The sequence below is a fragment of the Rhodanobacter sp. Soil772 genome, assembly GCF_001428385.1.
GTDB lineage: Bacteria > Pseudomonadota > Gammaproteobacteria > Xanthomonadales > Rhodanobacteraceae > Rhodanobacter.
This window is the reverse complement of record NZ_LMSK01000001.1, coordinates 279,511-300,473: the sequence shown is the minus strand read 5'-3', so window position 1 is coordinate 300,473 and position 20,963 is coordinate 279,511. Positions and strand designations below refer to the sequence as shown.

Annotated in this window: 22 protein-coding genes; 12 read left to right on the top strand and 10 right to left on the bottom strand. The window is 66.5% G+C overall.

Annotated elements, in window-relative coordinates:
- Positions 1-7: 7 nt before the first annotated feature.
- Together ASG75_RS01510 and ASG75_RS01505 are read right to left on the bottom strand one after the other, a co-directional pair.
- Positions 8-769: an ABC transporter permease gene (locus ASG75_RS01510; protein ID WP_056385069.1), complete on the bottom strand. Its 762-nt coding sequence runs from the start codon at positions 767-769 to the stop codon at positions 8-10.
- Positions 766-1,692: an ABC transporter ATP-binding protein gene (locus ASG75_RS01505; protein ID WP_056385068.1), complete on the bottom strand. Its 927-nt coding sequence runs from the start codon at positions 1,690-1,692 to the stop codon at positions 766-768. Before ASG75_RS01505 ends, ASG75_RS01510 begins: the two co-directional genes overlap by 4 nt.
- Positions 1,693-1,847: 155 nt before the next feature.
- Here ASG75_RS01505 and ASG75_RS01500 point away from each other — a divergent pair, with 155 nt between their 5' ends.
- Positions 1,848-3,488 (top strand): Na+/H+ antiporter, encoded by a 1,641-nt coding sequence (locus ASG75_RS01500; RefSeq protein WP_056385066.1) that lies wholly within the window; start codon positions 1,848-1,850, stop codon positions 3,486-3,488.
- A gap of 109 nt (positions 3,489-3,597) precedes the next feature.
- On the opposite strand, the gene ASG75_RS01495 is transcribed toward ASG75_RS01500, so the two are convergent.
- The gene (locus tag ASG75_RS01495; protein ID WP_162253085.1) at positions 3,598-6,507 is read right to left on the bottom strand and encodes a TonB-dependent receptor; all 2,910 of its coding nucleotides are present in this window, start codon (positions 6,505-6,507) and stop codon (positions 3,598-3,600) included.
- A 561-nt stretch (positions 6,508-7,068) separates the two neighbouring features.
- On the opposite strand from ASG75_RS01495, the gene ASG75_RS16735 reads away from it, so the two are divergent.
- On the top strand, positions 7,069-7,197 hold the full coding sequence (locus tag ASG75_RS16735; protein ID WP_268793525.1) for a hypothetical protein: 129 nt from the start codon (positions 7,069-7,071) through the stop codon (positions 7,195-7,197).
- Between the two features lie 16 nt (positions 7,198-7,213).
- Positions 7,214-7,753, top strand: a complete 540-nt coding sequence (locus tag ASG75_RS01490) for a lipocalin family protein (RefSeq protein ID WP_056385062.1) — start codon at positions 7,214-7,216, stop codon at positions 7,751-7,753.
- A gap of 43 nt (positions 7,754-7,796) precedes the next feature.
- On the opposite strand, the gene ASG75_RS01485 is transcribed toward ASG75_RS01490, so the two are convergent.
- The 4 genes from ASG75_RS01485 to ASG75_RS01470 all read right to left on the bottom strand — a co-directional run bounded on the left by ASG75_RS01485 (position 7,797) and on the right by ASG75_RS01470 (position 10,873).
- Entirely contained in the window at positions 7,797-8,759 is a 963-nt protein-coding gene (locus tag ASG75_RS01485; RefSeq protein WP_082547458.1) for an asparaginase, read from the bottom strand.
- 145 nt (positions 8,760-8,904) lie between these two features.
- The gene (locus tag ASG75_RS01480; protein WP_056385060.1) at positions 8,905-9,399 is read right to left on the bottom strand and encodes a hypothetical protein; all 495 of its coding nucleotides are present in this window, start codon (positions 9,397-9,399) and stop codon (positions 8,905-8,907) included.
- 37 nt (positions 9,400-9,436) lie between these two features.
- Positions 9,437-10,195, bottom strand: coding sequence for a hypothetical protein (locus ASG75_RS01475; protein ID WP_157616867.1), 759 nt, complete (start codon positions 10,193-10,195; stop codon positions 9,437-9,439).
- Positions 10,196-10,396: 201 nt separating this feature from the next.
- A complete protein-coding gene (locus ASG75_RS01470) occupies positions 10,397-10,873 on the bottom strand; it encodes a hypothetical protein (RefSeq protein ID WP_056385058.1) in 477 nt (158 codons plus the stop codon).
- Positions 10,874-11,128: 255 nt separating this feature from the next.
- On the opposite strand from ASG75_RS01470, the gene ASG75_RS01465 reads away from it, so the two are divergent.
- The 3 genes from ASG75_RS01465 to ASG75_RS01455 all read left to right on the top strand — a co-directional run bounded on the left by ASG75_RS01465 (position 11,129) and on the right by ASG75_RS01455 (position 14,921).
- Positions 11,129-12,511, top strand: coding sequence for a diguanylate cyclase (locus tag ASG75_RS01465; protein WP_056385055.1), 1,383 nt, complete (start codon positions 11,129-11,131; stop codon positions 12,509-12,511).
- Positions 12,512-12,663: 152 nt separating this feature from the next.
- Positions 12,664-13,431 (top strand): ATP-binding cassette domain-containing protein, encoded by a 768-nt coding sequence (locus ASG75_RS01460; protein WP_056386926.1) that lies wholly within the window; start codon positions 12,664-12,666, stop codon positions 13,429-13,431.
- Positions 13,428-14,921 (top strand): glycine betaine ABC transporter substrate-binding protein, encoded by a 1,494-nt coding sequence (locus tag ASG75_RS01455; protein WP_200935572.1) that lies wholly within the window; start codon positions 13,428-13,430, stop codon positions 14,919-14,921. Before ASG75_RS01460 ends, ASG75_RS01455 begins: the two co-directional genes overlap by 4 nt.
- 12 nt (positions 14,922-14,933) lie before the next feature.
- Here the strand turns inward: ASG75_RS01455 and ASG75_RS01450 are convergent, their stop codons facing one another.
- Positions 14,934-15,278, bottom strand: a complete 345-nt coding sequence (locus ASG75_RS01450; protein WP_056385052.1) for a zinc ribbon domain-containing protein YjdM — start codon at positions 15,276-15,278, stop codon at positions 14,934-14,936.
- Between the two features lie 118 nt (positions 15,279-15,396).
- On the opposite strand from ASG75_RS01450, the gene ASG75_RS01445 reads away from it, so the two are divergent.
- The 3 genes from ASG75_RS01445 to ASG75_RS01435 all read left to right on the top strand — a co-directional run bounded on the left by ASG75_RS01445 (position 15,397) and on the right by ASG75_RS01435 (position 17,354).
- Positions 15,397-15,759 carry a VOC family protein gene (locus ASG75_RS01445; RefSeq protein ID WP_157616866.1) on the top strand — a complete coding sequence of 121 codons (363 nt, stop codon included), beginning with the start codon at positions 15,397-15,399 and terminating at the stop codon, positions 15,757-15,759.
- Positions 15,760-15,806: 47 nt separating this feature from the next.
- Positions 15,807-16,349, top strand: a complete 543-nt coding sequence (locus ASG75_RS01440) for a sulfur transferase domain-containing protein (RefSeq protein ID WP_056385048.1) — start codon at positions 15,807-15,809, stop codon at positions 16,347-16,349.
- A gap of 117 nt (positions 16,350-16,466) precedes the next feature.
- A complete protein-coding gene (locus ASG75_RS01435) occupies positions 16,467-17,354 on the top strand; it encodes a DMT family transporter (RefSeq protein ID WP_056385046.1) in 888 nt (295 codons plus the stop codon).
- Between the two features lie 19 nt (positions 17,355-17,373).
- On the opposite strand, the gene ASG75_RS01430 is transcribed toward ASG75_RS01435, so the two are convergent.
- Positions 17,374-18,045: a 2'-5' RNA ligase family protein gene (locus ASG75_RS01430; RefSeq protein WP_056385044.1), complete on the bottom strand. Its 672-nt coding sequence runs from the start codon at positions 18,043-18,045 to the stop codon at positions 17,374-17,376.
- 78 nt (positions 18,046-18,123) lie between these two features.
- Between ASG75_RS01430 and ASG75_RS16125 the strand changes: the two genes are divergently transcribed.
- On the top strand, positions 18,124-18,267 hold the full coding sequence (locus ASG75_RS16125; protein WP_157616865.1) for a hypothetical protein: 144 nt from the start codon (positions 18,124-18,126) through the stop codon (positions 18,265-18,267).
- 3 nt (positions 18,268-18,270) lie between these two features.
- Here ASG75_RS16125 and ASG75_RS01425 read toward each other — a convergent pair whose 3' ends face one another.
- A complete protein-coding gene (locus ASG75_RS01425; protein ID WP_056385042.1) occupies positions 18,271-18,537 on the bottom strand; it encodes a DksA/TraR family C4-type zinc finger protein in 267 nt (88 codons plus the stop codon).
- Between the two features lie 165 nt (positions 18,538-18,702).
- Here ASG75_RS01425 and ASG75_RS01420 point away from each other — a divergent pair, with 165 nt between their 5' ends.
- Both ASG75_RS01420 and ASG75_RS01415 read left to right on the top strand, forming a co-directional pair.
- The gene (locus ASG75_RS01420; protein ID WP_082547456.1) at positions 18,703-20,472 is read left to right on the top strand and encodes an acyl-CoA dehydrogenase family protein; all 1,770 of its coding nucleotides are present in this window, start codon (positions 18,703-18,705) and stop codon (positions 20,470-20,472) included.
- Positions 20,473-20,496: 24 nt separating this feature from the next.
- Positions 20,497-20,913, top strand: a complete 417-nt coding sequence (locus ASG75_RS01415) for an OsmC family protein (RefSeq protein ID WP_056385040.1) — start codon at positions 20,497-20,499, stop codon at positions 20,911-20,913.
- Positions 20,914-20,963 lie beyond the last annotated feature (50 nt).

Sequence of the window (20,963 nt, the reverse complement as noted above, 5' to 3'; positions counted from 1 at the left end):
GAGCCTGCTACGCCTTCAGCCGGTAGCCGCTGCGGAAGATCCACCACACTGCGGCGAGGCAGATCGCGAGAAACACCAGGGTCATGCCCACGCTGACGCCCACGCCAACGTCGGCGACGCCGTAGAAACTCCAGCGGAAGCCGCTGATCAAGTACACCACCGGATTGAACAGGGTGACCTTCTGCCAGAACGGCGGCAGCATGTGGATCGAATAGAAACTGCCGCCAAGGAACGTCAGCGGCGTCACCACCAGCAGCGGCACCAGCTGCAGCTTCTCGAAGTTGTCCGCCCAGATGCCGATGATGAAGCCGAACAGGCTGAAGGTCAGCGCAGTGAGCAGCAGGAACGTCAGCATCCACAGCGGGTGCTCGATCTGGAACGGCACGAACAGCCGCGCGGTGACCAGGATGATCAGACCCAGGATGATCGACTTGCTCGCCGCCGCGCCCACGTAGCCGGCGACGATCTCGAACGGCGACACCGGCGCCGACAGGATCTCGTAGATCGTGCCCACGAACTTCGGGAAGTAGATGCCGAACGAGGCATTGGAAATGCTCTGCGTCAGCAGCGACAGCATGATCAGCCCCGGCACGATGAAGGCGCCGTAGCTGACCCCGTCGATCCCTTTCATGTGCGAACCGATCGCCGCACCGAACACCACGAAGTACAGCGAGGTGGAAATCACCGGCGAAACGATGCTTTGCAGCAGGGTGCGCCAGGTGCGCGCCATCTCGAACAGATAGATGGCGCGTATCGCGTAAATATTCATGCGCGTTCCCTCACCAGGCTGACGAAGATGTCTTCCAGCGAACTCTGGCTGGTCTTGAGGTCCTTGAAGTCGATGCCCGCCTCGCCGAGCCGGCGCAGCAGCACGTCGATGCCGGTGCGCTCGCCCTGCGCGTCGAAGGTATAGACCAGTTCGTTGCCGTCGGCCGACAGCTCCAGCGGATCATCGGCCAGCGCGGCGGGAATGCTCGCCAGCGGGTTCTGCAGGTGCAGGGTCAGCTGCTTGCGGCCGAGCTTGTTCATCAGCTCGGCCTTGTCCTCGACCAGGATCAGTTCCCCCTTGTGAATCACCCCGATGCGGTCGGCCATTTCCTCGGCTTCCTCGATGTAATGGGTGGTCAGGATGATGGTGACGCCGGTGGCGCGCAGCGCACGCACCATCGCCCACATGTCGCGGCGCAGTTCCACGTCGACGCCGGCGGTGGGCTCGTCCAGGAACAGGATCTGCGGCTCGTGCGACAGCGCCTTGGCGATCATCACGCGCCGTTTCATGCCGCCGGACAAGGTCATCAGCCGGCTGTCCTTCTTGTCCCACAGCGAGAGGTCCTTCAGCACCTTCTCGATATGCACCGGGTTCGCCGGCTTGCCGAACAGGCCGCGGCTGAAACTGACCGTGTTCCACACCGTCTCGAATGCGTCGGTGGTCAGTTCCTGCGGCACCAGGCCGATCTTCGCGCGGGCCGCGCGGTAGTCGCGCACCACGTCGTGGCCGTCGGCCAGCACCGTGCCCCCGCTGGGATTGACGATGCCGCAGACGATGCTGATCAGGGTGGTCTTGCCGGCGCCGTTGGGGCCCAGCAGGGCGAAGATCTCGCCTCGGCGGATCTCCAGATCGATCTTCTTCAGCGCCTGGAATCCGGAGGCATAGGTTTTGCTGAGCTGACTGACGGCGATGATCGGCTGCACGCGATTTCCTCGGGACGGGGCGGCGGCGGGAAGCGCCGATGGTATGCCCATCCGCGCCGGCGCAGCCAGCCCGACGCCATCATTCTTGCCGCGATCTTTCCTCGACGACGCGACCGTTGTCTTGCTAAGGTCAAAAGCTCGCCGCCGGAACGCGCATGAATTCGATCGAAGTAGCGTTGGCCATGCTGCTGGCCGTGGTCGGCAGCGGCTACCTGGTGCGCATGCTGCCGTTCTCGCTGCCGCTGCCGCTGGTGCAGATCGGGTTGGGTGCGGTGATCGCCGGCGTGTTCAAGCAGGGCGTGGCGCTCGACCCGGACATCTTCTTCCTGTTGTTCCTGCCGCCGCTGCTGTTCCTCGACGGCTGGTGCATCCCCAAGGACGGGCTGATGCGCGACAGGGGCGCGATCCTGGCGCTCGCACTGGGGCTGGTGGTGTTCACCGTGGTCGGCGCGGGCTTCCTGATCCACTGGATGATCCCGGCGATGCCGCTGGCGATGGCGTTCGCGCTGGCCGCGATCGTGTCGCCGACCGACCCGGTAGCGGTGTCGTCGATCACCGCGCGCGTGCCGATCCCGAAACGGCTGATGCACATCCTCGAAGGCGAGTCGCTGCTCAACGACGCGACGGGCCTGGTCTGCTTCCGCTTCGCGGTGGCGGCGGCGGTGACCGGCGGCTTCTCGCTGCTGTCGGCATCGTTGACCTTTCTGTGGGTGGCGCTGGCCGGGCTCGGCGTCGGCGTGCTGTTCACCGTGGCGGTGAGCTACGCGCAGCGCTGGTTGTCGCGGCATTTCGGCCAGGAGGCCGGCTCGCCGATCCTGATCAGCCTGCTGATCCCGTTCGGCGCGTACCTGCTGGCCGAGCAGGTGCATGCCTCCGGCATCCTCGCCGCGGTCGCGGCGGGCATCACCATGAGCTACGTCGAACTCAGCGGCCGCCTGCTGGCGACCACGCGGGTGCAGCGTACGGCGGTGTGGAACACCGTGCAGTTCGCCTTGAACGGCATGATGTTCGTGCTGCTGGGCGAACAGCTGCCCGCCAGCCTGCAAGACGCGATGGCATCGGTGGCACAGAGCGGCCATCGCAACCCATGGTGGCTGCTGGTGTACGCGCTGGCGATCAACATCGGCCTGGCGCTGCTGCGCCTTGCCTGGGTCTGGATCTCGCTGCGCCTGAACGTGCTGAAGGCGCACCAACGCGGCGATCCGGTGAGCAAGCTGCACTGGCGACTGCTGCTGGCCACCTCGCTGGCCGGCGTGCGCGGCGCGATCACCCTGGCCGGCGTGATGACGCTGCCGCTGCTGCTGCCGGACGGCACGCCCTTCCCCGCGCGCGAGCTGGCGATCTTCCTCGCTACGGCGGTGATTCTGCTGTCGCTGCTGGCCGCCAGCATCGGCCTGCCGCCGTTGCTGAAAGGCCTGGAATTGCCGCCGGAACCGGCGGTCCACCAGGAAGAAAACCTGGCCCGCCGCACGGCCGCCATCGCGGCGATCGCCGCCGTCGAGAGGACCCAGCACGAACTGCTGGAAAAGGCCCCGGCCAGCGATGTCGATACCTACACCAGCGCGGCCACCCGGGTGATCGCGCTGTACCAGCACTGGCTGGACGAAGACGACTCCAGCGAAGAGGAGGCACGACACCTGCGCAAGGCCGACGTGGCCGAACGCGAACTACGTCTGGCCGCGCTGCAGGGCCAGCGCGAGGCGATCTTCGAACTGGCGCGCCACCACCACGTCTCCGACGAGGTTTCGCGCCGGCTGGTGCGCGAGATCGATCTGCAGGAAGCGCGCTACCGCTAACCGGATCGGAGCCATCCTGCCGTATTCACGGCATCCGGAAAAAGGAAAGCCGCCGGTTACCCGGCGGCTTTCGAAACGACTGCGTCAGGTTGCCCCGACGCTTCTCGAGTTACAGCGAGAAGTCGTAGGTGACGCCGAACTGCACGTAGCGCGGGGTCTGGAACGCCAGCGGACGCTGGTAATCGTTCGCGGGATCCTCGCCGCCATCGACCTGCGACAGCGTCTTCTGGCTGTTGAACAAGTTGAACACGGTCACCGAGAACGCCAGGTTCTGGCCCGCGCCTGCCCACAACGGACGGTACTGCGCGTTCAGATCGGCCTTGAACGTCCACGGCAGGCGACCGCGCGAACCGCGGGGCGCCGGCTCGTAGTTGCATTCGAAGTACGAAGCGCCGTACTGGATCGCATCCACCCGATCGAAGCCGATGCAGTTCTTCGGACGGCCCGAGGCAATCGCCACATTGGCGCCGAGCAACCACTCCTTGTTGAGCTGGAAGAAGCCATAGGTCTTCAGCTGATGGGTGCGGTCGTTCGGCAGCGGGCCGTTGGCGTACTGCATGATTTCCGGTGCATCCCAGTCCTGCGTCACCGACGGATCGAGCTGGCCGATGTCCGACTTCAGCTGGCCTTCGGAGTTGCCGTAGCTGCGCGAGAAGGTGTACTCCATGCGGGCAAACCAGCGCTCGTCGAAGTGATGCTCCAGGTACAGATCCAGCGAGTAGTACTTGCGCTTCAGTGGCGGGAAGGCGACGCCGGCCGGCGTGGTGAAATCTTCCATGGTCAGCTTGAACGGCACCAGGTTACCCTGCCCGTCCACGTCCACCAGGAACGTGTTCGGCACGCCCGGGTTGAACAGGTAGCAACCGGGGATGCTGGCGTTGGTGATGTCGATGTTGTTGCGCGCAGCGTATTTCTCGAACGGACGCGAATCGCAGAAGTCGTCGATCGAGCTCTTCAGCTTGCGCATGGTCGCCTTGGCACCGAAGCTCCAATCGTTGTTGATCGCCTTGTCGAAGCCCAGGATGTACTCGTCCTGGTAGTACGCCTTGATGTCCTGCGCCGCGACGGTCCGGGGATTGAGGTCCGTGCCATCCTCGCCGTTGAGATAGATCTTGCTGCCAAAAGGCACCAGGTTGAGCGGCTCGCCGTTCGGACCGACGCCGTTGTAGGTGTAGTACTGGCTGGAATACAGCGACGCCGATGCGCCACGGATCGCCACATTGGACGGAATCGCCAGATGGTAGCGACCTGCATTCGCGTACACCTTGAAGGTGGAGTCGCCAAACACGTCCCAAGTTGCACCCAAGCGCGGGGCCAACTGGTGACGCTGTTTGACGTAGACGTCGCCGGCACCGTTGATGTTCTTGAACTGCTCGTTACGCAGGCCAAGGTAGGCCATCCAGCGATCGCTGATTTGCCAGCGGTCTTCGATGAATTGTGCCTCCTGTTCCACCTTGACGGAGGCGCCGGTGATGAAGGTGCGGTTCTCCACGTAATACTGGGTTCCGGCAGGCACCGAGGCGTCCGGGCGCCCGGGGAAAAGACCATCTGCGCGGACACTCCGATAGCGCCAGCGGTAGCCTCCTTCGTACTGGTTGCCGCTGGTCGACTCCAGCGTCTGGGTGTCCAGACCGGCACGCAGATCGTGCGAACCCAACTGGTATTCCACGTCCAGGCGCCAGCCATGAGTCTTGTCGTTGGCCCCCGGACCAAGCACCGTGCCACCGACCAGACCGCAGCCGACGATCGGGTTGGTGATGCCGCTACGGGAGTCGGTGATCCACGGGCAATTCGGGTTGGTCGCGTAAGCGAGCGTGCGCCGATGCGTGGTCTTGCTGGTGCCGTACAACGCGTTGACGGTAAGGTTGTCGGTGAGATAGCCGGTGTACTTGCCGACATAGACACTGCCGCCTGGCGCGGAACCAGCCAGCGACGCGGCGTTCTTCAGCGTGTCCGTACCGATCAGGTCGCCACGCGACTGATTCGCATAGCTGTACTTGTACACCGTGCGGTCGGTATCGGTCTGATCCGACAACCCGGTGAACTGCAGGATGTGACTGTCAGTGATGTTCCAGTCGATCTTGGCCAGCCATTTCTTGGCCTTGGACACCTCATCGGTCGATTGCGGCGTGAGGATGGAACCGGTCGACTTCCCGCTGGTGCGGGTGAAGTCGGCCGCTGCATACAGGAACAACTTGTCCTTGACCAGCGGGCCGCTGACATAGCCGGTGTACTGCATCACCGTGTTCTCGTTGTCTCCGCGATTCTGGTAAAGCTGTCCATCCTTGCGGTAGACACTCTTCGGTGTGGAGCGCAGCGCATCCGGCGTGGCGTGCAGGCCGACACCCGCCTTCCAGGTATTGCCGCCGCTCTTGGTGACCACGTTGATCACGCCACCGGTGGAGCGCCCGTACTCCGCACCGTAACCGCCGGTGTAGATCTGCTGCTGATCGATGGCGTCGTATGGCAGGCTGGTGAAGCCGAGGCCGGTCAACGCGTTGGTCACTGCGTAACCGTTGATGTAGTACTGGTTCTCCGACGCCGACGCACCACCGAAGGAGGCGACGTTGCCATAACGCGAATCACCCTGGACCGTACCCGGGGCCAGCAGCGCGGCAGCGGTAACGTCACGCGCCAGCGGCAGCTTGGCCAGTTGTTCGGACGTGAGCACGGTGCGCGAGTCGACCGACGATACGTCGATGGCCGGCAACGCCGATCCCACTACCGTAATGCCTTCCAGTGTCTTCGCGCTGCCTTCACTGGCGGCTGCGTCGAACGACACATCGGTACCCGAACCCACGCGAACCTGCACGTTCTCGCGGCTCCCCACCACCTGGCCATCACGCTTCAGGGTGACGGTGTAGGTACCCACGGGCAGCGATGTCGCGCGGTAGCGACCGTTGGCTTCCACCGTGATGTCACGGCTCTGCCCGGTGTTCACGTTTTGCAGATGGACTGTTGCACCAGGAACATCCCCGGCATTGCCGAAAATGACACCCGAAGCGTTCGATTGCGCCATGGCGACTCCGCCAAGGCTCAGACTCAAAGCTACCGCCAGCGCCGTTTGACGCCACAATTTGGCACGGCCATAACGATCGACAACGCTCATATTTCCCAACTCCCCAGTGAAATGAAGCTATTGATGCGTGGCTGGGCAAGCCACAACAAGTAAGCGTCGAAAGAAATCTCGAAATTCTGACTCTTTCGGCGACAGTTCGAATCGCAATTTCGAACGCCTTGCGAATATACGCCACTTCGTCACATCCGGATAACATTTTTTAAACTTTAAAGAAATTATTTATAAATCATATATTTAAGTGCTATTTTTAATAAATGCAACTCACATCAGGACGCTCGTTAGAACATGCGAAACGGCCAGCCGAGCAACGCCTCCATGCCTGAAACGCAAGTTCAAACGCGATCCAGTCACGATGAAACTGCTCCAACGACCGGACTGATCGATCGTCACGGCGAACTCATCCGGGCGACTGGACCGCCGGGGTCGGAATCGGGGATAAATGCAACCGACTCTCGTTCTCCGGTACTTCCCGCATGGCATTGACGCAACCCATCGCCAGGCATGACCGCCCGACTGGATCGCCACCGGCGGCTGATGCAAGCCTTCCGGCTGCCCGCGCAGTCAGGTTTCGCTGCCGACCGGCGTTTCGTGGTCGGCGGCGGCATGATCATGAAGATGCACCATGCATAATCGATGGAGCCGAACCATGCGCATGTTCCGCCGGCTGCTGATCATCGCGGCCATGGCCATCACCTGGCCTGCTGCAGCCACCACCTTGCCGAACCAGCCGGTGCCATCGCTCGATCTCCACCGCTATGCCGGCCAGTGGCATGAGATCGCGCGCCTGCCGATGTACTTCGAGCGCAAGTGTCTGGACGCCGTCATCGCCACCTACACGCCGAACCCCGACGGCACCGTCCAGGTCCACAACACCTGCCGTACCAGCAAGGGCCCGATGTCCGTCGAGGGAGTGGCGCGGATGAAGGACAACCAGCCTGCCGCGCTCGAAGTGCGCTTCGCGCCCGCGTGGCTGACCTGGCTGCCGGTGGCATGGGCCGACTACTGGGTGATCGAGGTGGACGCCGACTATCGCTGGGCCGTGATCGGCAGCCCCGGGCGCAAGCATCTGTGGATACTCTCGCGCCAGCCCACGATGGATCGCGCGCTGTTCCAGACCCTCAAGGAACACTCGCGCCAGCGCGGCTACCAGGTCGACCAGCTGATCATGACCGCGCCGCTGGAGTGATCGCCAGGGCGCGCGACGAAAATCTCCGAACGAACCCGGCGCCTCAGTCGACCGGAAAGATCGCTGCGGGCGCCAGTCCGAGCCCCAGGCCCACGATCAGGCGCAAGCGTGCCTTGAGCGGCTGCAGATTGCCCACCGGCAGCAGGCCCTGCGCAATCAGGTCGCTCTCCGCGCCCGCGCCGCGATAGGTGGAGGTCAGCACCGGCCCGGCGGCGCAGCGGCTGGCGAGCACCACCGGCATGCGCCGGGCCAGCGTTCCCAGCACCTTCGCCGCCGCAGGCGGTACATGGCCACCGCCCATGCCGGCGATCACCAGACCGTCGGCGTAACGGCCCGCCGCCTCGGCAAGACGGCCATCGTCGCCGCTGGCCATGGTCAGCAACTCGACCCGATGCGACAGTTCACGCGGCCGGCCCAGGATGGTGCTCGCCGGCGTACCCCACAGACGCACCCGACCCTCGCCGACGACGCCGACCGGACCCGCACCGGGACTGGCGAATGCCGCAGGGCGGCTGGTGTGCACCTTGGTCACCCAGCGCGCTGCGTGGATCTCGTCGCCGAACACCAGCAACGGCCCCAACGCGGCGGCCTCGGCCTGCGCGGCCACCGCGATCGCCGCCGCCAGATTGGCCGGGCCGTCCGAGCCGGCGACCACGTTCGGACGCATCGCACCAGTCAGCACCACCGGCAACCGCGCGCCGCACATTAGCGCGAACAGGTAGGCGGTTTCCTCCAGCGTGTCGGTGCCCTGGCTGATCACCACGCCGTCCGGTGGCTGCGCGCCGGCGGCAAGCGCCTCGACGCGCTCCACCAGTTGCAGCACGTCGGCCAGCGACATCGCGCGGCTCGGCACAGTAAGCGCGTCGGTCGCGCTGACTTCGATGCCCGCCGGCAACGCCACTCCGGCCAGCAGTTCGGCGGCACGGCCCATCGGGCGAAAGCGGCCAACTTCGTCGGCGCGGCCGGCGATCGTTCCCCCGCACGCAATCAGCATCACTCGGCGCATGTCCAACCCTGTCAGTCCATGCCGGGAATACGCCACAATGCGGCGTCCGGCTTGCAGAAGCGGCCACAGGTAACGCGATCCGCCGGCCTTGTCAAAGGCAACGGGCAAGAAGCCTGCCCGGCGAAGCTTTCGCGGGGAATACCGGCTACCTCGGGTTGCCCAGCGGGCTTGGTGCGCAGCCCGCTTTCTGCACGGTGTAGCTGACTCCGGCGATACGCCAGCCGTCGGTGCCGCGCACCAGGCTGAAGCTGTCGATGCCGCAGTGGGACAGTTTGCCGTCGAGATGGAAATCGTACGGCGCCCACACCTGGGCAAGGTTGCCCTGCACGGTCACCTGCGCGTCCCAGATGCGCTCGCGGAACGCTTCCTTGTGCTTGCCCAGCGTATCCAGGTAGCCGGTGTCGGGCTCGATCTTCACCGCGCCATCGGGCAGCACCACCACGAAACTCGCACCGGGCAGGATCAGCCGGCGCGAGGCGTCCACGTCATGCTTCGCCATCGCCGCGAACAACGCATCCACCGCGCCGAGCGCTTCACGCTGGGGTGCGCTGTAGCTGTCTTTCGCCTGCACGTTGCCGCCGGCCAGCACGGAGAGTGCGGCAGCGCCCAGCGCCGCAAGGGTGGTCGTTCGAAGGTTCATTCAAGGGCCTCATGGTGGTTTTCGGCGGTTGTCGCCATCACGTCATCGGCACGTCGGCCGGGCCGGCGCGCGGCGCCGGTTGCGCGGCCGGCGCTCGCAGCAACGCTGCCGTATCGAGCAACTGCACGCCGGTCGCCTGGGCCAGGTGTCCGCGCAGCCAGTAGCCATGTTCGGCGCCCACGATCACCACGATGCGCTTGCCCGGGTTCTCTTTCGCCGCCTGCAGGATGACGCCGAGGAACTGGCGGTTCCAGCGTTCCCAGCCGATGCGCTCGCCGTCGCCGACCATGGCCTGCTGCAGCTCATGCTTGGCGCGCAGCACCGAATCGGTCACCGCGTCGTTGACCCGCGCCGGCGATGTCCAGTACGTCTGCAGGCCGATATAGGCGCCATCGCTGTAACGCGAGAACGCCTCGGCCTGTTCCGGTGCCCGCACGCTGAAATCGTGGCCGGCCTGGATGTACGGCTTGAGGATGTCGCTGTAGGTGGGCTCGGCCGGCTCCATCGCATACACGCGATAGTGATGACGATCGATCAGCGGATAGACGACATCGGGATATTCCTGTTTGGTCGCTTCCGCCAAGCGCAGCTTCAGATCGTCCGGCTGCAGTTCGACGCACAGCACATCGGGCTGCAACTGCTCGATGGCACGGCCAAGTGCCTCGAACGAATAAGCCGGTGTGGTCGCATGCAGTTGATGCAGCGTGGCGAGCACGGCCACCTGGGCCGGCGGGATCTTCGCCGCCGCCAATGCCGGCAACGCCATGGCCAGGGCCAGCAGGACCCGCCTGAGCATCACTTGCCCCTCGTCCGATACATACGACGCCACCATAAGCCATGCGGCACGATCCGGCCCGTGCCGGAAGCCATCCATGAAAAATGGCTTGCGATACCGCTTCTGCACCGCCGGATCGAAGCGGCGAGGCAAATCCGCCCGGCGGCAAAATGACGGCGGCCAGCCACGGCCGCCGCTTTCCCGGGCTCGCCCGGGTTGTCGTCAGAACAACAGCAGCAGCAACGGCACGACGATCCCGGCGCCGAGGATGACGCCGAACAGCGCCGGTTTGCGGCTGTAGCGCCAGGCCATGTACAGCCCGCTCAGCACCGAGACGAACAGGCCCAGGGCCACCAGCGCGAAGAACGCCTTCATCGGCAGCAGGTTCTTTTTCGCCGGCGCGCCAACGCCCGAAGGCGCCCGTGTTTCCGCACCCGCCTGCGCCGGCGGCGCGCCGGCAGTCGCTTGCGGCGGCGGCCGGCGCCGCGGCGGCAGCACCGTGGTCTGCTTCTTGTGGAACTGCGCCGCGCTGGCCAGCCATGCCGGCGGTGCGTAGCTGCTGCCGCGCGTGCTCTCGTGCAGGCTGAAAGCCTGCAGGCCACCGGTGATCGCGAAGAACAGCAGCATCGGCGCGGTGAACACGCCCAGGTAGAGATGGACCGTGCGGGTGGTCCGGAGGAAGCGGTGGGTCAGCGACATGGAATTCGGGTGCGGCAAGGAAGGCCGTGGCACTGTAACCGCGCCGCCTGGCTGCGCCAACGCCAGCGGCGCCCATGCCCTGCCTGTCCATGCCAGACGGACGGCCGGATGCCGCGCAGCGAAAGGTTGCCGCATGCCCGCGGCGAGGACCGGCATGGCGCCGTGAGGGTGCGCGTAGACCTTCTCTGCGCAGAATCAGGATAGGCTGCGAAACCAGCGCTACCGCCACGGCACTACCACCTTGCGTGGGCACGAATGAACCAACCGCTTTCCCCGATCGAATCCGGCACGGGCCTCCCGTTCGGCAATGTGATGGATCTGCTGCTCGACGCGATCTGCGTGGTGGATGCCCGGGGCCGCTACGTTTTCGTCAGTGCCGCCTTTGAGCGCATCTTCGGCTACACGCCGGAAGAGGTCATCGGTCGGCCGATGATCGAGCTGGTCCACCCCGACGACCGCGAACGCACCCTGCAGGCAGCAAACGAGATCATGGCCGGCCAGCCCAAGCCGCACTTCCAGAACCGCTATGTGCGCAAGGACGGCCGGGTCATCCACATCATGTGGTCGGCGCGCTGGTCGGAGGCGGACCAGGTGCGGATCGCGGTGGCACGCGACGTCACCGAACTCAAGCGCGCCGAGTTGATGCAGGTGGCGCTGCACGCCATTTCCGAGGCGGCGCATTCGGCGGAGGACCTGCTGGCGCTGTTCCGGCATATCCACCGGATCGTCGGCAAGCTGCTGCCGGCCAATAATTTCTTCGTGGCCTTGTACGACGCAAAGAAGGACGAGCTGAGCTTCCCCTACTTCGTCGACGAGTACGACCCGCCGCCCCCGACGCAAAGCCTGGACTCCGGCACGCTCACCAGCGAGGTGATCCGCAGCGGGCAGGCGCTGCTGCTGACGCCGGACACCCAGGTGGAACTGCCGCCGCGGGTGCGCCCGATCGTCGGCCGGGACTCGCTGGAATGGCTCGGCGTGCCGCTCAGCGGACAGCAGGGCGTGATCGGCGCGCTGGTGGTGCAGAGCTACTCCGGCGAAGTGCGCTACAACGAGCAGGACAAGGCGCTGCTGCAGTTCGTCTCCACCCAGATCGCCGCGGCGATCGAGCGCAAGAAGAGCGAAACCCGGCTGCAGTACCTCGCCCAGCACGACCAGCTCACCGACCTGCCCAACCGCGAGCTGTTCCACGACCGCCTGCGCACCGCATTGACCAAAGCCCGGCGCGATGAACAGCAACTGGCCGTGCTGTATCTCGACCTGGACCGGTTCAAGCCGGTCAACGACAGTCACGGCCACGACATCGGCGACCTGCTGCTGCGCGAAGTGGCCGCGCGCATCAGCCAGTGCGTGCGCGAGTCCGATACAGTCGGCCGCATCGGCGGCGACGAATTCGTGGTGCTGCTCGACGGCATCAGCCTGCCCGAACATGCCGCCGCGGTTGCCGCGAAGATCCACGCTGCCTTCGAGCAGCCGTTCGAACTGGCCGGCCGCCTGCTGCAGGTATCGGCAAGCATCGGCATCGCCATCTACCCCGACCACGGCGAGGACGACAAGCAACTGCTGCGGCAGGCCGACGACGCCATGTACGGCGCAAAACGGCAAGGCGGCAACCGTGCGCTGACGAGCGGGACAGCGTAGCGGTACGGCGCAGTCGCCGCATGCTCGTCATTGGCGCATGAATCCGCTCTGCTGCTAGGCTCACGCGTGGCTCGCGGCGGCGGCCACGCACCGCTCTCTGCCCGCGCCGCGTCCCTCCCATCGAGATGAAGACCGACTTGCCACGACATGCCATGCCCACGGCTGAGTTCTCCGGCGGCATCGCCTTTGCGCTGGAACAGGCCGGCAAGCGCTACGGCAAGGTGCGCGCGCTCGAACAGGTCAGCCTGACGTTCGCCGCCGGCACCACCACCGCGCTGATCGGCAGCAGCGGCTCGGGCAAGTCCACCGTGCTGCGCCTGCTGCTTGGACTGGAGTGGCCGGACCACGGCCACGTCGAAGTCGACGGCCAGCCGCTGCAGCGCAGCGACGTGCTGCCGCTGCGCCGGCGCGTCGGCTACGTGATCCAGGAGGGCGGCCTGTTTCCGCATCTCACCGCGCTGGGCAACCTGGCCCTGTTGCCGCGCCACCTCGGCTGGAACCGCGAGCGGATCCGCCAGCGCGCGGAACAACTCGCCGCGCTGACCCATCTGCCGGTTGGCGTGCTGGAGCGTTACCCGGCCGAGCTGTCCGGTGGCCAGCGCCAGCGCGTGGCGCTGATGCGCGCGCTGATGGCCGACCCCGACGCGCTGCTGCTGGACGAACCGCTGGGCGCGCTCGACCCGGTGGTGCGGCACGAACTGCAGGACGAGCTGAAGCAGATCTTCGACCAGCTCGGCAAGACCGTGATCGTGGTCACCCACGACCTGGCCGAAGCGGCCTGGTTCGCCGAACGGCTGGTGTTGCTGCGCCAGGGCGCCGTGCTGCAGGACGGGACTTTCCGCGACCTGCGCGACCGCCCCGCCGACGCGTTCGTCAGCCGCTTCGTCGCGGCGCAGCGACGCTTGCCGGAGGCCTTGTGATGCGCTGTACGCTGCCTGCGCTGATCCTGCTGCTGGGCGCATGTCTGCTGCCCGCGCCGGCACAGGCCGCGCCGGTGCGCATCGGCTCCAAGCAGTTCACCGAGTCGGTGATTCTCGGTGAACTGGCGCTGGCCGGCGCACGCGAGGCCGGCGTCGCCGCGGTGCATCGGCGCGAGCTGGGCGGCACCAGCATCCTGTGGCGCGCCCTGCTCGAAGGCGAGATCGACGCCTATCCCGAATACACCGGCACGCTCACCCAGGAACTGTTGAAAGGCATGCCGGCGGATGCGGACATCGCCACCTTGCGCGCGCGGCTCCAGCCGCTCGGCATCGGCATTACCGACTCGCTCGGCTTCAGCGACACCTATGCGATCGGCATGCGCGACGACGTCGCCGCGCGGCTGGGCATCAAGGACATTTCCGACCTGCTGCAGCATCCCGAGCTGCGCTTCGGCTTCTCCAACGAGTTCATGGATCGCGGCGACGGCTGGCCCGGCCTGCGCCGGCGCTACGGCCTGCCGCAGACGAACGTGAGCGGCCTCGACCACACGCTGTCGTATCGCGCGGTGGCCAGCGGCGCGGTCGATGCGATCGACCTGTACAGCACGGATGCGGAAATTCCCTACTACCACCTGCGCACGCTGCGCGACGACCGCCGTTACTTTCCGCGCTACGAGGCGGTTTACCTCTATCGCTTGGTGCTGGACCGGAGCGCACCCGCCTTTGTCGGCGTGCTGCACAAGCTCACCGGCAGCATCGACGAGGAGGCGATGCGCGCGATGAACGCGCGGGTGAAACTGCGCGGCATCAAGGAAAACGTGGTGGCCGCCGATTTCCTCGGCATCCACGCGGATGGCCACGACGGCGGGCTATGGCCGCACCTGCTCCAGCGCAGCGCCGAACACGTCAAGCTGGTGGCGATCTCGCTGGGACTGGCCATGCTGCTGGCGATCCCGCTGGGCATCCTGGCGGCCCGGCTGCGACGGCTGGGCCAGTGGGTGATCGGCCTGACCGGCGTGCTGCAGACGGTGCCGTCGCTGGCGATGTTCGTGTTCATGATCCCGCTGCTCGGCATCGGCACCTGGCCGGCGATCGCCGCGCTGTTCCTGTACAGCCTGCTGCCGATCGTGCGCAACACGCACGCCGGCCTGGTCGGCATCGCGCCGGAATTGCGTGAGTCCGCCGCCGCGCTGGGCCTGCCGCCCGGCGTGCGGCTGCGTCGGGTGGAATTGCCGCTGGCGATGCGCTCGATCCTGGCCGGCATCAAGACCGCGGCGGTGATCAACGTGGGCACCGCCACGCTGGCGGCACTGATCGGCGCCGGCGGTTACGGCCAGCCGATCCTCACCGGCATCCGGCTGGACGACGTGGGCCTGATCCTGCAGGGTGCGATCCCGGCCGCCGTGCTGGCGCTGCTGGTGCAGGGCCTGTTCGAGCTCATCGAGCGTTGGCTGACGCCGCGCGGGCTGCGGCTCGAAGCGCGCCAGTAGATCCGCGCCGGCTCACGCCTTCTTCAGGAAACAGACCTTCAGCACCAGCCCCTTGATCTTGTCCGAACTGCCTTCGATGTGCTCGTCGTCGCCGTCGACCAGGCGGATGTTGCGGATCACCGTGCCCTGCTTCAGCGGGATCGACGAACCCTTCACCTTCAGGTCCTTGATCACCGTCACCGTGTCGCCGCTGTTGAGCACGTTGCCGTTGACGTCGCGCACCACCAGCGCGGCATCGGCCGCATGCGCACCCGCCGCGATCGGCCACTCGTGGCCGCAGTCGGCGCAGACGTAGTTGTCGCCGTCGGGGTAGGTGTTTTCCATCGCGCACAGCGGGCAGGCGGGGATATCGGACATCGCTCGATCCTGGTCGTTCAATCAAGAGGACCGGCGATTATACCGGCGCGGTGCGTGCCTTCACGCGGCCGACATCGGCATGGCGTTAAATCTGTGCGCACCGCCACGGAGACTTGCCATGCCCGCCCGCCAGGTTCTCGCCACGGTTGCCGTGAGCGACTTCGCTGCCTCCAGCGCCTGGTACGCCCGCCTGTTCGGGCGCGTTCCCGACAACGGCCCGAACGCCTCCTGCGCCGAATGGCAGATCGCCCGGTGCACGCGGATCCAGGTGCTGCCCAGGAACGAACTGGCCGACGCCGGTCCGCGTACCGGTGCGTCGCTGGGCATCATCGTGGACGACCTCGACGAGATCCTGCTCGGCCTGCAGGGACGGCAGATCGACGCGCCGCCGCCACAACTGGCGACCCACTACGTGCGCTTCGCCCCGATATGCGATCCGGACGGCAACCTGGTCACCTTCGTCGAGTCGGCGACCACTTGAGCCACCACCCGGCTATCCTGAGCGTTTCTCGCCAGAAGGCACTCCTGATGCACCGTCTACTGCTGCTGTGGCTGGCACTCGCCCTGTCCGTTTCCGTTTCCGTCGCCGCTGCCGCGCCGGAGGAAGCCGCGATGACCGGACTCTCCCATGTCGCGTTCCCGGCGCCGCACCGCGTGGCCTCCGGGCGATTGCAGGCGGGCGACATCGCCACGCTGAAGCGTGCCGGCATCCGGCAGGTGATCGACCTCAGCCTGGACAGCGAGACGCCCGGTTTCGACGAAGCCGTCGCCGTGCGCGCGGCCGGCATCGGCTACCACAACCTGCCGATCCGCGGCGCCGGCGACCTGACCCGCGCCAGGGTCGCGCAGTTCGACCGGCTGCTGCGCGACGCCGGCGATCAACCGACCCTGGTGCACTGCGCCAGCAGCAACCGGGTGGGCGCGATGATCGCCTTGCGCGCCGCGCTGATCGACGACCGTTCGACTGAGGCGGCACTCGCCGAGGGTCGCCGCTGGGGCCTGAAGAGCCTGGAACCGGCCGTGCGCGAACGGCTGCAGGCGTGGTCAACCAGCCCGGAACCTCGGATGTAGGAGCGCACCGACAGGTCCTGCGTGGCGCGTTGGGCTACCATGCGCGACTCCCCGAGACACGCAGGCACGGTCCTGAACCCCAACGCCGCATCAACGCGATCCGCCTCGCCGCTACCCTTGCGTGCCGTGCTGCTGATGCTGGGCAGCGCCAGTTTCTTTGCCTTGATGGCGGTGTCGATCCGGTTCGCCTCGGCCCAGCTGCATCCGTTCCAGATCACCTTCTTCCGCAGCAGCTTCGGCACGCTGTTCGCGCTGCCGCTGCTGTATGTGCACGGCTGGCAGTTGCTGCACACGCCGCGTCTCGGCTTCTACGTGATGCGTTGCGTACTCGGCATGGGCGGCATGCTGGCCGGCTTCTGGGCGATCGTGAACCTGCCGCTGGCCGAGGCGGTGGCGCTATCGTATTCCTCGCCGCTGTTCGTCACGATCGGCGCGGTGCTGTTCCTCGGCGAAATCGTGCGCATGCGCCGCTGGAGCGCGGTGGTCGCCGGCTTCATCGGCGTGCTGGTGATCGTGCGACCCGGCAGCGACGCGTTCACCGCCGGCAGCCTGATCGCCCTGCTGGCGGCCGGGTTGACCGGCGCGGTGACGATCAGCATCAAGTCGCTGACCGGCAGCGAACCGGCCGACCGCATCGTGCTGCTGACCACCCTGCTGTGGGTACCGCTGTCGCTGCCCGCCGCACTGCCCGTATGGCAATGGCCGCACGCGAATATCTGGCCGTGGCTGGTGCTGTCCGGCGCGCTCGGCACCGGCGGGCATTACTGCTGGACGCGCGCATTGCGCATGGCTGACGCCTCGCTGCTGGCGCCCTTCAGCTACCTGCAGCTGCTGATCGTGGCCGTGCTGGCCTGGTGGATCTTCGGCGAAGGCGTGGATCGCTACACCGTGGCCGGCGCGGCCATCATCATCGGCGCCAGCCTGTACATCGCCCACCGCGAACACAGCCTGGCACGCCAGCGGCGCCGGCAGGTGCCGGCGGCGAACGCCGAACCGTCGATCTGACGGCGGCGGTCCGCGCGGATCACTCCTCGTCGGGCAGGTCCGGCAGATCCGCCAGGCTGGCCATCTCCGCCAGCATGTCGACCGGCTCGGGCTCGGGTGGCGCCGCCAGCGGCCAACGGCCGATCACCGCGTACCTGGACTGGCCGAAGAAACTGCGGATCAGCACGAATTCGGACACCCGCCAGTGGATCGCTGCGATGGATTCCTCGATCGCATCGACCGCATGGCCGTGCAGCATGGTGACGTGCGGCAGGAAGCTGGAGACGCCGCTGACCTGCAGGCCCACGCGAACCTGCGCCGCGGCAATCGCCTTGCGAAGATTCAACGCCGCTTCGGTGGTGGCGCCGTCCGCGCACAGCACGAACGGAAACTGCCCGTCCCTGGCGCTGAAGCGCATCGCCGAATCCAGGGTAGCCATGAAGCCCTGCGCACGCACCTCGCCGGCCGCGGCCAGCAACGCGCTCTCCAGCGGCTGCCGCAACCGTTCGGGCCGGCCCATCGGGCACAGCGTCAGGTGCAGGCTGTCGACACCGACCGGCGATCCGCCGACCCGGTGCGACTTGCGAAAACGCTCGCCCACGCCGGCGATCGCGGCGCGCGCCGGATCATCCGGCAGCAACGCAAAAAAATAGTTGATGCCGGCGGCAAGCTCGGATGGGTTCGATGAGGTGGAAATGAGCTGTGCCTCCAAGCAATCGCGCCAGTGACCGGTTGCCTGCCGCCTCGCGATGCCCGAGCCGGCCCGGCCGATAAAGTCCGAGCTTGCCGCTTGTCGACGGGGCACACAAGTACTCGCCCCCGCACACTCGCGCTGTCGACCGACCCCGATCCCGAAAAGGTGCGGCAGGTCACTGCGGCGCTGATGCCGATGAAGAAGATCGGCGTGAAGACGCTGCAGCGGGCGGCCGGGTGACCGCTAGCGCAGCTGGCTGTCCTTGCTGCCGCGGCGGTTGTAGAGGCCGCTGCTGCGCTGCTCCGCGTCCTGCGCTTCCTGGCAGGCCACGCACAGGCGCACGCCGGGCACGGCCTGGCGCCGTGCCGCGGGAATCGGCGCGTCGCATTCCTCGCAGTGCGTCAGGCCCGGGCCTTTGCGCAACTGCTGGCGTGCGCGCTGCACCGCATCGTCGACCGTGGCGTCGATCTGGTCCTGCACGGCGCCATCGCCTGCCCAACCGGTTGCCATGGCATACCTCCGCCAATACCGTTCAACTCTAGCGTACGCGCAAGCATAGCCGAGCGGACTGAACCGTGCGCCACGGCATCCCGCAGGCTGCGTCGATTCGCGGCATGGCCGGTCACGGCGGAAGTGCCAGAATGCGTTATTCATCTTCGCCCAGGAGAACGCGTCGTGAGTACCGCCCCGTCCGTCACATCCGACAACACCGCCCTGCGCAGCGACGACAGCGTCGCCAAGCAGCTGTTCCTGGGCAACATCCTGGAAGAGAACCTGTTCCCGTACCCTGAAATTCGCGCGCGCGACAAGGAAATGCTGGGCGCGATGACCGACGCGATCGACCAGTTCCTCGCCGACAAGACCGCCGAGCTGAAGCAGTACGACCGCGATGCCGAACAACCCGCCGAGTTCATCCAGGCGCTGCGCGACATGGGCCTGTTCGGCCTGATCATCCCCGAACAATTCGGCGGACTGGAACTGTCCAACGGCGCCTACGCCCGCGTGCTGGGCCAGACCAGCAGCCACGACAGCTCGGTCTCGCTGACCATCGGCGCGCACAGCTCGATCGGCATGAAGGGCGTGCTGCTGTTCGGCACCGACGCGCAGAAACAGCGCTACCTGCCGAAACTGGCCAGCGGCGAGATGATCGCCGCGTTCTGCCTCACCGAATCCGGCGCCGGCTCCGACGCCGCCTCGATCCGCACCAAGGCCACGCGTAACGACGACGGCAGCTGGACGCTGAGCGGCGAGAAGATCTGGATCACCAACGGCGGCATCGCGGACTTCTACACCGTGTTCGCGCGCACCGACACGGCCGAGGGCAAGATCACTGCGTTCCTCGTCGAGGCGGCGTGGCCCGGCGTCAGCCACGGTCCGCACGAGGACAAGATGGGCATCCGCGCATCAAGCACCACCACAGTCGCGTTCGCCGACGTGCGGGTGCCGCCGGAGAATGTGCTGGGCCCGGTCGGGAAGGGCTTCAAGGTGGCCATGAGCATCTTGAACAGCGGCCGCACCGGCCTCGGCGGCGGCGCGGTCGGCGGCATGCGCTCGCTGATCCGCCTGGCCAGCGCGCAGGCGAAGGAGCGTAAGCAGTTCGGCCAGCCGATCGCCGAGTTCGGCCTGGTGCGCGAGAAGATCGCGCAGATGACAGTGGATTGCTTCGCCGCCGAAAGCGCGGTGTGGATGGTCGCGCACCTGATCGACGGCGGCGGCAGCGACTACTCGGTCGAGGCGGCGATGAGCAAGGTGTTCGCCAGCGAGGCGGTGCAGCGCGCATCATACGAGGCGCTGCAGATCGCCGCCGGCAATGGCTTCATGCGCGACTTCCCGTACGAGCAGATCACCCGCGACACGCGCATCCTGTCGATCTTCGAAGGCACCAACGAGATCCTGCACCTGTACATCGCGCTGTCCGGCCTGAAAGGCGTGGGCGCGGGATTGAGCGAGCTGAAGGCCGCCGTGGGCGACATCTTCAACGACCCGATCAAGGGCTTCGGCGTGCTCGGCACGTACACCGGCCGGCGCATGCGCGAGGCCACCGGCTACGGCATCGACCGCATCGCGCACGAGCTGTCGCCGCGGCTGCGCAAGGTCGCCGCCACCTACGAGAAGTACACGGTGGAACTGTCCAAATCCTCCGACGCGCTGCTGCGCCGCTACGGCAAGAAAGCCACCGAGCAGCAGCACGCGCAGAAGCGCCTGGCCGACATCGCGATCGACCTGTTCGTGGGCCTGTGCGTGCTGTCGCGCGCCGACAGCCTGGCGAAGCAATCACACGCCGCTGCCGACGAGGCGATCGGCATCGCCGAGATTTTCGCGAAGCAGGCGCGCCGGCGCATGGCGCGCAACGTGCGCGCACTGGAGCGCAACGAGGACGCGGCGATCGAACAACTGGCCGGTGCGGTGCTGGCACACGACGGCTACATGTGGGACGTGATCTGAAACCAACCGAAGGAGAAACCTGCCATGAGTACCCCCAGCGTCCGCGCCAGTACCGGCACCGTGCCGTACACGGTCGATTTCACCGACGACCAGGGCAACACCTGGCGCGCCGACGAACCGGTCGAGGAAGGCGGCGCCAACACCGGCCCGGCGCCGCACCGGCTGCTGCTGTCCGCGCTGGGCGCGTGCACCGCGATCACCCTGCAGATGTACGCGGCGCGCAAGCAGTGGCCGCTGCAGCACGTCGACGTGGAACTGCAGTTCAACCCCGCGGGCACGCCCGCGTCGGGCAACGACATCACCCGCGTGATCACCCTGCAGGGCGAGCTGAGCGACGAGCAGCGCGAACGCCTGCTGCAGATCGCCAACAAATGCCCGATCCACAAGGTGCTGACCGGCGAGGTGCGCATCGACTCGCGACTGGGCGGCGATTCGCCGTAACGCACTGACGCCGCGTCACGGCCACGCCATGGCCGTCTGGATGGCTGTTC

Coding starts and splice junctions, on each gene's coding strand:
- ASG75_RS01510 (WP_056385069.1), bottom strand. CDS start 769: ATGAATATTTACGCGATACGCGCCATCTATCTGTTCGAGATGGCGCGC.
- ASG75_RS01500 (WP_056385066.1), top strand. CDS start 1,848: ATGAATTCGATCGAAGTAGCGTTGGCCATGCTGCTGGCCGTGGTCGGC.
- ASG75_RS01495 (WP_162253085.1), bottom strand. CDS start 6,507: ATGGCGCAATCGAACGCTTCGGGTGTCATTTTCGGCAATGCCGGGGAT.
- ASG75_RS16735 (WP_268793525.1), top strand. CDS start 7,069: ATGACCGCCCGACTGGATCGCCACCGGCGGCTGATGCAAGCCTTCCGG.
- ASG75_RS01490 (WP_056385062.1), top strand. CDS start 7,214: ATGCGCATGTTCCGCCGGCTGCTGATCATCGCGGCCATGGCCATCACC.
- ASG75_RS01485 (WP_082547458.1), bottom strand. CDS start 8,759: ATGCGCCGAGTGATGCTGATTGCGTGCGGGGGAACGATCGCCGGCCGC.
- ASG75_RS01480 (WP_056385060.1), bottom strand. CDS start 9,399: ATGAACCTTCGAACGACCACCCTTGCGGCGCTGGGCGCTGCCGCACTC.
- ASG75_RS01475 (WP_157616867.1), bottom strand. CDS start 10,195: ATGCTCAGGCGGGTCCTGCTGGCCCTGGCCATGGCGTTGCCGGCATTG.
- ASG75_RS01470 (WP_056385058.1), bottom strand. CDS start 10,873: ATGTCGCTGACCCACCGCTTCCTCCGGACCACCCGCACGGTCCATCTC.
- ASG75_RS01465 (WP_056385055.1), top strand. CDS start 11,129: ATGAACCAACCGCTTTCCCCGATCGAATCCGGCACGGGCCTCCCGTTC.
- ASG75_RS01460 (WP_056386926.1), top strand. CDS start 12,664: ATGCCCACGGCTGAGTTCTCCGGCGGCATCGCCTTTGCGCTGGAACAG.
- ASG75_RS01450 (WP_056385052.1), bottom strand. CDS start 15,278: ATGTCCGATATCCCCGCCTGCCCGCTGTGCGCGATGGAAAACACCTAC.
- ASG75_RS01445 (WP_157616866.1), top strand. CDS start 15,397: ATGCCCGCCCGCCAGGTTCTCGCCACGGTTGCCGTGAGCGACTTCGCT.
- ASG75_RS01440 (WP_056385048.1), top strand. CDS start 15,807: ATGCACCGTCTACTGCTGCTGTGGCTGGCACTCGCCCTGTCCGTTTCC.
- ASG75_RS01425 (WP_056385042.1), bottom strand. CDS start 18,537: ATGGCAACCGGTTGGGCAGGCGATGGCGCCGTGCAGGACCAGATCGAC.
- ASG75_RS01415 (WP_056385040.1), top strand. CDS start 20,497: ATGAGTACCCCCAGCGTCCGCGCCAGTACCGGCACCGTGCCGTACACG.